The following is a 12,514-nucleotide window of genomic DNA, read 5'->3' as shown; positions in this document are numbered from 1 at the left end:
ATGAAATCAAAACAAATCGGTGCTCTTCTGCTATTGCTCGTATTTGTGATAACAGGATGCATCCGTACCGAACCTGGCAAAATAATCACGGGTCAAACCGTCAGCTCCAATCATGCAACCTTCGTTGCCTCGACCCATAGTGTGGGGAAAGCAGGGGAGCAGCCTTTATCGAGCTCATCCTCCGTGCAGGCTCCTGTCTCTTTGTCATTCGGACAAATAAAGGGGGATATCCGAAACATCTACTACGCGGATGAGAATAAGGCCTTTCTATCGGCAGATCAATTGGTACTGGTTGACCTGCAAACTGGACGAGCAATAGCTGAGACTGCTGGAATGGATTTCGATCAGCAATTGATGTGGACAACCAAACGTGGATATGTAGCAGTCGGTGTGAAAATCACTACCGGCAATAATAGCGGCGGAGGGTTAACAACGGGTGGCGAAGTCGCGTTCAGCGCTGTGTTTTATGACCAGATGCTTAAGCAACTAACAACGTTTGACTTTAGTCCTTTGCTTAAAAAGAATGAGCATATTTCATTTCTGAAGGCCATTGCAATTTCTTCTGATGGAACACAAGCCGCCTACGCTACAAATAACGGACTTTATTTGTATAACTTCAATACCAAGAAAAAAACAACTGTCATTGATTTGCAAGCAAAGGATATCGCAAAACGTTCAGGTATCGTTACTTTTGAACAAATTGGTTTTACCAATAAGGACAAGAGTTTGGCTTTTAAGGCGCAGAGTCTAGAAATCCCTGTGGCACCCGGCAAGACTTCCTTCGATTCATGCGGAACGGTGAGTCTGAATGGCAGTGGCCTGGCAAATCTGACCTTTGACAACTACACCTGCAAGGAATTGACGGCATATGACCAGCGGCTGCTTCTCGCAGAGGATTTTACAATTCCCTCCGGAAGATTGCTTGTCATGGGCACTCCCGGGAGCAAAAAGAATTTTCTCAGACTGACCGAAAAAGGGGAGAGCGGATTTGTAACAGGGTCAGACAAGGGGCGTTATTTTGCCACCACTCTTGCGGAAAAGGGCAAAACCGGTTGGAAAATTCGGGTGTACGATACCAGCACCGGCAAGCTGCAAGCGGAGCAACACCTATCAAGCGGCGGAGAGGCACGTTATATGGCCAACGACCCGATTGTTAAAGTCTTCGATGATGAGAGGACCTATATTGTATTGCTGGGGGCGCGGCAGCTCGATATCAAACCGAAAATCGTGGCCAAGCGGTTTTAAAAGGAGTGATCAGCCTGTGAAGGTCACATTTAAAGGGATTTCCAAGCAATATAAGGGGAAGTTTGCCTTACAGGACTTTTCGGCAGAGATGGATAACGGGATTTATGGACTGCTCGGGACCAACGGGGCGGGAAAGACGACGCTGATCAATATTTTTGTCGGCATTTTGAAAAGTGATAAAGGTCAGATCCTGATCAATGATGTAGATGCGCGAAGCCTCGGTGTGAACTTCCTGTCCCAAATCGGCTATTTGCCGCAGTTTCCGCAATTTTACAAAAATTTCGAAGTGTTGGAATTCCTGAAATACATGTCCGTCCTGAAGGAGATCCCCAAACAGCAAGGAGAGAAACGGGCAAAAGAACTGCTGGAGATTGTCAACTTAACCGGTGCCGCCAGTAAAAAAATCGGTGCTTTATCCGGCGGGATGCGCCAGCGCGTCGGCATTGCCCAAGCGATGCTCAATGATCCCGCTATTCTGATTCTTGATGAGCCGACCGCAGGACTCGATCCCCAGGAACGCATCCGTTTCCGCAATCTGATCACCAAATTCTCGGAGAAACGGATTGTCCTGCTGGCCACCCACATCGTTTCCGATATCGAATTCATCGCTAACCAGGTCATTTTGCTGAAGGACGGGCGGCTTTTAAAGCAAGATACGCCGCATGCGCTTGTGGACGGGCTGGCTGGAAAGGTGTGGAAGGTAACCGCGTCGGAGGACACACTGGACGAGAAACTGCACCGGCTCAAAATCAGCAATATGCTGCGGGAGCAGGAAGAGATTCATTTACGGGTCATAAACGATGAAAAACCGGATATCCGCGCCGTGAATGTGCAGGCCAATCTGGAGGATGTCTTCCTGTATTATTTCGGTGAGGGCGAGCAATGTTAACGTTAATCGGCTATGAATGGCGCAAGCATTTTCGCAAAGGGTCGCTTATCGCCGCGCTGCTTTTATTTACAGTGTTGAATGTCGGGAAAATTTATAGTGTGCACGAGAGTAATTCGCTGCTTGAGAACCCGGGATGGGGGGCGTTGTATACAGAGCAGTTTCACGACTTCGGCGGAACGATTACCGATGAGAAGATCAGGAGGCTGATGGCTATTTACCAGCCACTGGCGAACCAGACCGCCGAGCTGACGACAAGCACAACCTATCGCCCTCCGGGTACACGTTTGAGCAATGTCTATACCGATTGGAACTTTTTTCGTTATTGTTTTGTGAATCCGATGAAATATGACTACGATTACAAGGCATATGCCGAGAGTGTAGTGACCAGCGCCAAGAACAACATAACGTTTTATGAAGCATTGGGCAATCGTTATGATTCTCGGAAGAATGCAGCCATTGCGGAACTGTTTCAAGGACGGTCGATCACCAGCTTCGCCTATACGGAGATGTACAACTACTATGTCCAGTACGACTTCTCTGCGCTGCTGGTATTGCTAATCTGTCTCTACGGTCTCTTGAACGTATTTTTGTCCGAGAAGGAAACAGAGATGGACACGTTGCTATTGACCACTAAAGCAGGAGGCGTTAAAACCGCTTGGGCTAAACTATTGGCCTCGGCTCTGTTTGTATGCAGTGTCTCGTTTTGGTTTTGGCTGGTTGATTTTTTCGCCTTTTCCCTCCTCTTTGACTCGTGGGACGCAGCCTTTTCTCCATTGTATGCTCTGGAGGATTTCATCCACGCTGGGCTGAATATGAACCTGGGTCAATACGCCTTGTTATCTGCACTGGTGAAAACGGCGGGCATGCTTGTACTTGGACTGTTGTTTCTGTTGATCTCTTCTTTGTTTCGTAACGCGTTGCTCCCTTTTATTCTCAGCTTGCTTATTTCCTTCGGTTGCATGTACCAGCAAGAAGCCTTCGCAGGCTCCGGGCGTATTCTGCTCAAAATTATCAATCCGTTTGTGCTGGTTGTGAATCGCGAGCTGTTCCGGAGAGCCGAATTTGTATCTTTATTGGGCTACCCGCTGCCAAGCTATATCGCCGCCCTCTTGATTGCAGCCAGCTTGGGGATTGTCTTTCTTTGCGGCCTGGCAATTTTCATGAGAAAGAATGCACTGCGCAAGGGGGATGGAAATCGTGTCAACTTGGATGTATGAGATGAAAAAAATGTTCCTCCTGCAGAAAGGCTTGTTGTTTATCATTTTGTATTTTGTCTTGAGTGCGGCGGTTATGCTGGTTCTGGATAAGCCCGAGAGCCCGGACATGGAGATGAACGCTTCGCTCTATTCGCCCTATCTGAAGCAAGTGCAAGGACCGTACACAGAGGCAACCGAACATTTCTTTATGGAGGAGGCCGCCCGGATATCCGACGCCAAGGTCGCTCTGCAAAAAGCGACCGATGATTATTACGACGGGAAAATGGGGAAAGCAGCGTTTCTGTCCACGTCCGGCCCGCTGGAGGCGCTCCTGCAAAACGAGAAGGGCTTTCAGCTGATCTATGACCAATATACCTATGTCCGTGAGCATCCGGCCAATCGTTATTTTCTATACACGAATGGCTGGAACGGACTGCTCGCCCATGACAGCCTGGATTTATTGTGGGTACTACTGTTGTTACTTCTGGTAACACCGGTGTTTTGCTTCGAATATGAGAGCCGGATGGATGCACTCCTCCTTACGGTTCGCAAGGGGACCCGGTACCATGCGGTCTGCAAGATTGGACTAGCGTTATCAACGGTTGCTGTGCTTTGCCTGCTGTCCACAGGCTTGCGGTATATCTTCTACCAGTTTCAATACGGTCTGGAGAACGGAGGTTACCCACTGCAAAGCCTGTCTTACTTCGCGACGTCCACCCGGGATTGCACCCTGTTTGAAGCTTTTATGTGGGTAACGGCGGGCAAGCTGTTCGGCAGCTTGTGTTTTGCCGCGCTGATTTTGTTGGTTTCAGTGTGCCTGAAAAAATATGCGGTTGCCTTGTTTTCCTGTACGGCGGTGATTCTGCTTCCCTACTATGGACTAAGTCTGGAATCGACGAAATACTTTTTGCCAGGGCCCCTGGGGTTTCTGGTATCCACCGGTTATCTGCGTGGCACAGAGTACGAGCGTAATCCACTGAATAATCAGTTGGATGTGGTCTTTCGGGAAGTCTCTCTTGCTGTGTGGAGCGTCGTATTTGCGGTCACGCTCATTCTCTGCCTCGGTGTACTAGTTGTGATTTTGAACCGGCGTACTAATATGTGGAGCACAGGGAAGCGAAAGCGGGGAATAAGAGCGGTCAGCTTGATGCTCACTTTATGTATGGCATTGTCCGCGATCGCCGGCTGTTCCTCTCGTGACAATACGGAAACAAGGGTTATCTTTAATTATTCCTCCAAGCAATCCTATGAAAACGAGCATTATCGCTTTTTCATAGACGAAACAGATCTGAAGAATATTCGCATTGTTTTTGAGGATAAACAAACTGGTGAAAAGCACAACTTTATCCGCAACCCGATGCCCTCCTTAACCCGAGTGGAGAATGCGTTATTTGGAAAAGGCACACATGTCTACTACATAAAATATGATTCGGACAAAGCAGGGTTCAGGGAGAATGTGAATCGATTGTCCATGATTGAGGTGGATACAACGACTTTTCGTGAACGAGTTGTCTTCGAAAAGAAGCTGAGTATGAACAAAAGTCCTCTATTGGGTCTGGCGAAGGCGAATGCTCAAGATGTGAATTTTTTTATGAGCATGAGTGCTTTCTTTCTGGATGAGCATAGTTTGTACTTCATCGGCCAAGATGAAATTCGGCGAGTCAATCGGCTGACCGGGGATATGCAGGTTGTGCTTCGGGCTCCGGTCATGAGAAGTATAGCATTTGACGGCCGCACGATTTATTATGTCGATGGAAAATCCCAGGTGGTCCAGCATGACACGAAGACGGATTCCGAGACGGTAGTCCCCGACCTTATTACACAGGCCTTTGTTTTGACCGATACCGAGCTGCTTTTTTTAAATCGGAAGGACCAGCAAAAGCTTTATGCCCTGGATTTGCGAGATTCTGACCTCCACAAGCTAACAGATATGCCTGTACTGAGCTTCTATTGCGAGGGGCAATCGATCTTCTACGTGAATAAGGAGGATCAGAAGCAATACCGTCTGGATCGGAGCGAAACCGGCAGTTAGCTTCCATTTTGCTCTGAATGTGCTTAAGAGTGCGAAAATTATAGGAACAAAAATAGATCAATCGCAATGGGCTACGGTTCTCCATTGCGATTGATTTTTAGTATAAAGGGTTAGCCTGGTTCTTCAATGTAATCGACTACATTACATTCATTAGCTTGAATCACATGTTGACTCTTAACTATGTATCTTTTGTAACATTCTGGATGACTATAGTAAACTATTATATAATAAGGGAAAATATATAATAGTTTACAATAATATTGGGAGACGCATCTTGTCAGTAATCCTCCTTTGGTTCTTCCGATAAGGGTATGAAGGGAGAGAGCAGCAATTGTGGGGAAGAAAAGGTAAGCAGCAGGATGATTTTTACGAAGAACTTTGTGTGAAATATTTCAAAAATATCCATGGCTATTGCACTCGCTTAACCAAAGGGCAAGTACAACTGAGTGACATTGTAGAAGAATGCACCCAAAATACGTTCCTTGAAGCCCGGAAGCAAATTGAGAGATTGCAAAACCATCCTAATGTTGAAGGATGGCTCTATGTTACCGCGAGGAACTTGGTCAGAAATAGCTATCGCAGTATGTACATAAAGAGGCGGCATGAGATCGTTTTAGATGACGGAATGCAATTCTTTAGTGATGATGATGAACTTGCAGCATGCCTGGAAGAGACATATGAAATAGATGAATTGAGTAAAAAAGTATTGAGTGGTCTTAATGAAAGTGAATTTCAATTGTATAACGATTATTTTAGAAATCAATTACCAGTACAAGAATTGGTCGATAAATACCATATTTCCAATACTGCCGTAACCACAAGAATCTATCGGGTCAAGAAAAAAATAACAAATAATATACATGATTACTTTAAGGAGATGTAGTTTTTTTGAAATACATTGTGATCTCAACAGACGAATGTAATGTACATAATGGGGAGAGTAATAGCTAATGAATAATCGGAAAGAGGATCAAAGGATCTTTAAGGAAATTCTGCAAGAAAGGAGTAGTGATGCTGCTGCTAAAGATAAATTCTATCGGATTTTGCATGAGGCTTCGATGGCTGATGCAGAGACGATGGATACCGATTTGCTAAAAGAATGTGTTCAGACCCTTGATTTACTTGAGGAAGACACATTGCCGCTTTCAGATGAAAAGGCGCAAGCCATGCAGAGGAATATTGAAAACCAATACAGGACCTGGAAATTGACTAAACGTAGAACTGTTGTAAAAAAATTAATAATTAGAGTTTCAGCCGTTTTCTTATTGTTTTTTTGCTTCTCCTCCATTGTAGCCAATGCATTCGGGTTAAACTTTTTCAAAATAGTTGCCAGTTGGGGAGAAGAAACTTTCGATTTTATGGCACAAACAAAGCCGCGGCCAACCGATAATGCGCCAAACGATCAAACCTACGAGAGCATTGATAAAGCTTTTGAAAATGTGGAATCCAGGCCACTTTTGCCCGAGTGGTTACCAGAGGGCTTCCATTTTAAGTATGCAGAGAAATTTGAACGAACAACAAATACTAGAATCATGTTGTATTATTCCTCTGAACAAGCGGATGACATTCTTATTATTGATTATTTGTTGTATAAACAAGGATATGTAGTTGAAGGAGGGACTTCTTTCGAAAAGGATGAAACGCCCGTAATTACCTTCGATCAAAATGGCATCAAATATTACATTTTTCATAACTTGGAGCAGACACAAGTTGTTTGGGCAAATACCAATTTAGTAATCAATATCAATGGCAGAATTTCCGTAGAGGAAATGAAGAAGATGATTGAATCTATACCTACAAATGGAGGTCAAGACTGATGAGTATGTTGCGGAAGTATGTATCGTTGTCGATGGTTATGATTCTATTGTTATCATTTTATTCCACGGCTTTTGCAGCCGGTGATGATCAAGTGCTTCGAGCAAGTCCATACATTCGATCCTCAAGTATTAACGTTTTTGCGGATGGAAACGGAAAGTTAAGGGTTGAATCCTACGTGGGAGCTACAGGTATTGTTGACAAGTTAGGGATTAAGGAGTTATCGATCCAAAAAAAAAGTAACGGTTATTGGTTGCCTGTGGAAATCTTGATTAGCGATAATTATAAAGATGATGCTATCAGTTACATCTACGATACATTCTACTATGGTTCTGCGGGTACAACTTATAGAGCCTATGTTGAATTTTATGTAGAAAAAGATAACGGGTCAGAAACAAAAATATCTGTATCTTCTCCTGTAACAGTGGAATGATCAGCGGTGCTTCGCATGGCGTCATGGTTTATGTTCTCGCCTTGCTCCAAGAATCGTCCAAGCGATTAACGGCGGCATTAACGAAACCAACGAGATGATTTTGTGGGATGTCTTCTTACGTTGATCCTGCTCAAAAAACGAGGGGTGCCCCAATTAGCCATTTCATGGCTTTTTGGGGCACCCCCTACTTGATTCTCTAATAATAAGTAGGGGATGGGCAGCATCAGACTTGACAGTTGCTGTTGCTCAGGGGGTTAGCGTAGAAGGGGAGGAGGCGTACAGTTTTCAGAAATATCGGCTTTATCGGCCATCATCTGGCCTCGGCATGCGTTCAACTGATCGATGGCGGTCTGCTATATTTGTATTGCATTAACCCTGAAATCGCTTAGTTGTCTCACGTATAACCAAACTTGTAGGCAACATGACTTTCTTATTGCCGTAAGATGAGCCTTCGGTAATTTCGAACAGCAGCTTGGCACTCTCATAGCCAAGGACGTCAAAATATTGCTTCACTGTGCTCAAGGCGACTTTAGCGAACTTGGAGCTCTCGAAATCGTCAAAGCCGATTAGGGATACTTGTTCAGGGATACGGATATCAATTGCGGTCAGCCGTTCTATGACCTCAAGGGCCCGCTTATCGTTCGCGCAGAAAAGTGCAGTCAGCTCCCCGCTTTGTATCAGGTGTGCAAGCACAGAGTGGTCCATTTCCTTATCCAGGAACAAGAGAGACTCGGAGATTGGAATGGACGCATTCAACATGGCATTGCGGTAACCGTTATATCTGTCAATCTCCGGACTCAGATGATAGTCGTAAGCCGCAAATCCGATTCGTCGATGACCTTGCTGTATCAAGTATTCTACTGCTTCATAAGCACCGTCGTGGTTATTACATGTGACGACGTTGACAGGATAGCCGGAAGGCGAACGGTCAAGCATAACGAATGGGATCGCTTTTTTTCGAATTTCCCCGAGATAGCCCTTTGCAGCTTCGGGATCAGAGGAATAGATGAGTAATCCTCTTAGTTCCGTTTGAATCAGCCCCAGAACGAGCTCGCACTCCTGTTCGAAGTCATTTTCCACGAATTCAATGATCAGCTTGCAGCCATGTTTGCCCAGAAAGGACTGGATGCCCCTCATGATCTGCATATACGAACTATCGTACAGTTCGACGCCAGAAATGACGAAAGCCACCAGATTCGAGGTCTTTTCCGGGACGGCCGCTTGACTGGCGACGAAGCTCCCCTTACCTCTGATACGGTAGATCACGCCCTCGTTCACCAGCTCTGACAGAGCTTTGCGCACAGTGATAGTGCTGACATCCAGCAGCTTGGAAAATTCCGACTCGCTAGGAATCCGGTCTTCCTCTGTAAATTCCTGATTCTCAATCTGGGATAAGACATAGTCTTTCACCATCTGGTACTTTGTCAGAGTCAAATCCTTCTTGCTCAAGTAAGTTCACCTCATATCGACATTTCCTCAATTATAGCGTATATCGTTTTAAAAAGTATACGTACTTAGAGTGTGTTTTAGATGGATTATTATCAAATAAGCAGGAGATTCTCGAAAATTAAGTAATAATGGGGCTTAATAACATAAAATATTTGAAATTTGTGCAGGTCTGTATTACTATGGGGTCAAATAAAGTATGCTCTTTCATTAACTTAACATAATAGCTTTACTGCAGTCCGCTACGCCGTCAACGGACAACAAAAAGAGCTGCTGGAAAATCCAGCAGCCCGACGCTTGAGTATTTCATTTAAATAGTAACAAGAGTGCCTTCCTTCCCGAACGGGTAGTCGATGACAATACGACCAACTTCGCAATCGCCGATGCCACTGTACAGATTGACCTTGCCATCGGGACGCATTTCGATGCCGGCGGTGAATGTGCAGTCCGTTAGATGCGGTTTCTTGGCGGGACCCTCGGGATAACAAGGACGCGTGCCGATGATTTTCAACTCTGAGAACTGATTCGTCTGCGGGTCCAATACGAAGGCCATGTTCATATAGGTCGATGTATCTCCTTGAGCATAACAGATATGGCCAATGACGCCGATCTTCCCGCTCTCAAGCAAGTAGGCCTGGTTGCAGCCCCCCCACTCATCCTCATGGAACAGGCCTCTGATATTGGGGGCGTTCTCAATAACCTCCGGAGACAGGTCGTCGAGGCTGTTGATGATTGTGAATCCAACTAAAGATTCACTTCCGAATTCCTTGCGTACTTCTTCTCCGCGTGGTCGTGAGAAGACACCGATCCTGCCATCCTGAAGCTCTACAAGCCGAATGTCTTTCATATAATCCGGACCGGTCGTGAAGTAGAAGAGATCATGAATATCATGGCCTTTGTAGAAGTAACCGTAGAAAGTATCAAGCTGTCCCTGCTTGTAACGGACATGAGTACCGCCTAATATGAGCTGTTTGTGGATTATGCTAATGTAAGGGTCTTCAAGCTGATAAATCATTGTGTCCGGAACGGCAGTCCACTCATCCGGACCACTCTGCTCGAACAGGCGGACCCAAGACCTTGCCCACTCATGGCGTTTTTCCAGGCGACCATAAATGTAGCGCTTGCCGTTCCATTCAAACGGGATCGTAGGGTTGTAGACATCGAAGTCTTCGACTCCGTGGAAAACAAGCTTGGCGCTTTCATAAATGCGTTTGTTTGCTTCAAATTGCTGACGCAGTTGCAATAAGTTCATTTGTGGCAATCTCCTTTCAGGCTTCAATAACAATTCTATCCTAATGGATAGCTATGTCCCAATTCTTGCTCCAATTTTAAATGCATTATGGTGGTTTGACATTGTAAGACTTGTCTTTATCAATGTACATATACGAACAAGGAGGAAGATGGCCAATGTTGAAGCTTCTCGCGGCGGACGGCATTGATTCTGAGATTCAGGCCCATTACCGGCTGATCGCTTCGGTGCGCGATACGATCGGCATGCATAGTCATGACTTTTTTGAATTGTTTCTTATTCTGAAGGGAAGCGTTGTACATGTCATTAACAGCAACCGGCAGTTGTTGCAGGAAAATACTCTCGTGTTTATACGGGACCGGGATGTGCATTGCTATGAGCAGACGACAGATAGCGATTGCCAGTTCATCAATTTGTCGTTCAACCGGGAGGTCCTGGATGACCTGATTGCTTTCTTGGGAGAGGGATTCCCGAGTGGAAGGCTTCTTGAGCCGGCCATGCCGCCGTCGACTTTGTTGTCCAAAACGGAGAAGGAATATGTGCGGTATCGGCTGGAGCAGCTCAGTCTGATCCCGCAGGAGAAGAAGCTGGCTATCAAAGCAGAGGTAAGAGCCATCTTGACCGATCTGTTCTCCCGCTACATCAAGGCTGAAGCGGAGCCGTTCGAACCGGCAGGACAGCCGGAATGGTTAAAGGCTCTATGCAGAGAGGTGAAACAGAAAGAACAATTTACGCGGGGAGCAGCCGCGCTTGTCCAACTGTCGGGCAAATCGCATGCTTACGTGTGCAGAATGTTCAGAGAGTATCTCGGGATGTCTCCGACCCAGTATATCAATGAATTAAGAATTTCCTACGCCGAGAATTTGCTGCTGAACACGGGTATGGAAATCGTGGATATCAGTTTGGAAATCGGACTTGAGAATGTTAGCTACTTCTATGACTTGTTTAAGCGGAGACACAACCTGACGCCCCATCGATACCGCCAATTCGGAAATATTCATAAATAGTATACGAAATAAATCTAATTTGTATTTGGATTTTATATATTGACGCAGTAAATAGTATGTGCTATTTTTTACCTAGCATAATAACTTTCGGCATCATGATGGTCTACTCTGTATAAAACGGAAAGCAGAAGCAACCCGGCTTCGGCGAACGTTAGGGTCCAATCTGGAGGTGAATTGAATGCGCTTGCATGCCGGCTGAGTCGCGGAGTTCACGCATCTGTGAGCCCTAGTACCAGCCTATCAGACTACAACATGTTGACAGTCAGGAGGTGTTTCTGTGAAGACAAGTAATAACAGGTTCATAGCCAGAATGATCAGGCACCGCTATCTCTACCTTATGGTGCTTCCCGGCTTCCTGACACTGCTGGTTTTTCACTATTTTCCGATGTACGGAATTTTAATCGCTTTCAAGGATTTTAACGCTTCCAAGGGGATATGGGGAAGCGAGTGGGTGGGATTCAAGTATTTTATTTCTTTTTTTAATGATCCCATGGCGTTTAGGGTTTTGAAGAACACATTGCTTCTCGGTTTGTATACTTTATTCTGGTCATTTCCGGCGCCGATTATATTGGCACTGCTGTTCAATGAACTGCGGAACAAAAGATTTAAGAAGATCGTTCAGACGGTATCTTATTTCCCGCACTTCATTTCGGTCGTCATTGTTGCGGGGATGCTTAAGGAATTTACGGCGAGGGACGGCTTGTTTAACAATATTGTCGCCTTTTTCGGCGGAGAACCGGTTATGTTTCTTCTGGAGTCGGATTTTTTCCGGTCCATCTTCATCTCTTCCGGTATATGGCAAGGCGTCGGGTTCGGCACGATCATCTACCTTGCCGCATTAAGCGGAATAGATCCAACGCTTTATGATGTGGCTGAAGTAGACGGCGCAGGGCGATGGAAGAAGGTTTTGCACATTACATGGCCTTCGCTCAAGCCGACCACAATCATATTGCTGATTTTCACTGTAGGGGGAGTTCTTGGAAGTGATTTTCAGAAGATCATTCTGCTCTATTCACCTGAGACTTACGAAGTAGCGGATGTCATCGGGTCCTATGTCTATCGTCAAGGTATACTGGGTGCGCAATACGAGTACACGACAGCAATCGGAATGTTCATGTCGCTTATTTCCTTTATTATTCTTTACTTGACCAATTGGATTAGCCGGAAAGTATCAGAGACAAGTTTGTTCTAGGTGGTGAGAG

Annotated in this window: 11 protein-coding genes; 9 read left to right on the top strand and 2 right to left on the bottom strand. The window is 45.5% G+C overall.

Going from position 1 to position 12,514, the window contains the following annotated elements; all coding sequences use genetic code 11:
• The 7 genes from NST07_RS25495 to NST07_RS25465 all read left to right on the top strand — a co-directional run bounded on the left by NST07_RS25495 (position 1) and on the right by NST07_RS25465 (position 7,610).
• Entirely contained in the window at positions 1 to 1,245 is a 1,245-nt protein-coding gene (locus tag NST07_RS25495) for a transcriptional regulator (RefSeq protein WP_342480376.1), read from the top strand.
• Positions 1,246 to 1,261: 16 nt separating this feature from the next.
• The gene (locus NST07_RS25490) at positions 1,262 to 2,134 is read left to right on the top strand and encodes an ABC transporter ATP-binding protein (RefSeq protein WP_342480375.1); all 873 of its coding nucleotides are present in this window, start codon (positions 1,262 to 1,264) and stop codon (positions 2,132 to 2,134) included.
• A complete protein-coding gene (locus NST07_RS25485; RefSeq protein WP_342480374.1) occupies positions 2,128 to 3,351 on the top strand; it encodes an ABC transporter permease in 1,224 nt (407 codons plus the stop codon). The genes NST07_RS25490 and NST07_RS25485 overlap by 7 nt, the downstream gene beginning before the upstream one ends.
• A complete protein-coding gene (locus tag NST07_RS25480) occupies positions 3,332 to 5,362 on the top strand; it encodes a DUF5050 domain-containing protein (protein WP_342480373.1) in 2,031 nt (676 codons plus the stop codon). The genes NST07_RS25485 and NST07_RS25480 overlap by 20 nt, the downstream gene beginning before the upstream one ends.
• Positions 5,363 to 5,693: 331 nt before the next feature.
• Positions 5,694 to 6,245 carry a sigma-70 family RNA polymerase sigma factor gene (locus tag NST07_RS25475; RefSeq protein WP_342480372.1) on the top strand — a complete coding sequence of 184 codons (552 nt, stop codon included), beginning with the start codon at positions 5,694 to 5,696 and terminating at the stop codon, positions 6,243 to 6,245.
• 67 nt (positions 6,246 to 6,312) lie between these two features.
• Positions 6,313 to 7,179, top strand: coding sequence for a DUF4367 domain-containing protein (locus NST07_RS25470; protein ID WP_342480371.1), 867 nt, complete (start codon positions 6,313 to 6,315; stop codon positions 7,177 to 7,179).
• Positions 7,179 to 7,610: a hypothetical protein gene (locus tag NST07_RS25465; protein WP_342480370.1), complete on the top strand. Its 432-nt coding sequence runs from the start codon at positions 7,179 to 7,181 to the stop codon at positions 7,608 to 7,610. Before NST07_RS25470 ends, NST07_RS25465 begins: the two co-directional genes overlap by 1 nt.
• Positions 7,611 to 7,979: 369 nt before the next feature.
• Here NST07_RS25465 and NST07_RS25460 read toward each other — a convergent pair whose 3' ends face one another.
• Positions 7,980 to 9,059, bottom strand: a complete 1,080-nt coding sequence (locus tag NST07_RS25460) for a GntR family transcriptional regulator (RefSeq protein ID WP_341095280.1) — start codon at positions 9,057 to 9,059, stop codon at positions 7,980 to 7,982.
• Positions 9,060 to 9,366: 307 nt separating this feature from the next.
• On the bottom strand, positions 9,367 to 10,308 hold the full coding sequence (locus NST07_RS25455; protein WP_341095279.1) for a DUF1861 family protein: 942 nt from the start codon (positions 10,306 to 10,308) through the stop codon (positions 9,367 to 9,369).
• Between the two features lie 155 nt (positions 10,309 to 10,463).
• On the opposite strand from NST07_RS25455, the gene NST07_RS25450 reads away from it, so the two are divergent.
• Positions 10,464 to 11,312, top strand: a complete 849-nt coding sequence (locus NST07_RS25450; RefSeq protein WP_342480369.1) for an AraC family transcriptional regulator — start codon at positions 10,464 to 10,466, stop codon at positions 11,310 to 11,312.
• Positions 11,313 to 11,589: 277 nt separating this feature from the next.
• Positions 11,590 to 12,504, top strand: coding sequence for an ABC transporter permease subunit (locus tag NST07_RS25445; protein WP_342480368.1), 915 nt, complete (start codon positions 11,590 to 11,592; stop codon positions 12,502 to 12,504).
• Positions 12,505 to 12,514 lie beyond the last annotated feature (10 nt).

Origin of the sequence: Paenibacillus sp. FSL L8-0340 (genome assembly GCF_038593145.1) — a bacterium.
Lineage (GTDB): Bacteria > Bacillota > Bacilli > Paenibacillales > Paenibacillaceae > Paenibacillus_AQ.
The sequence above is the reverse complement of the archived record's forward strand: the minus strand, read 5'-3'. Positions and strand labels throughout refer to the sequence as shown.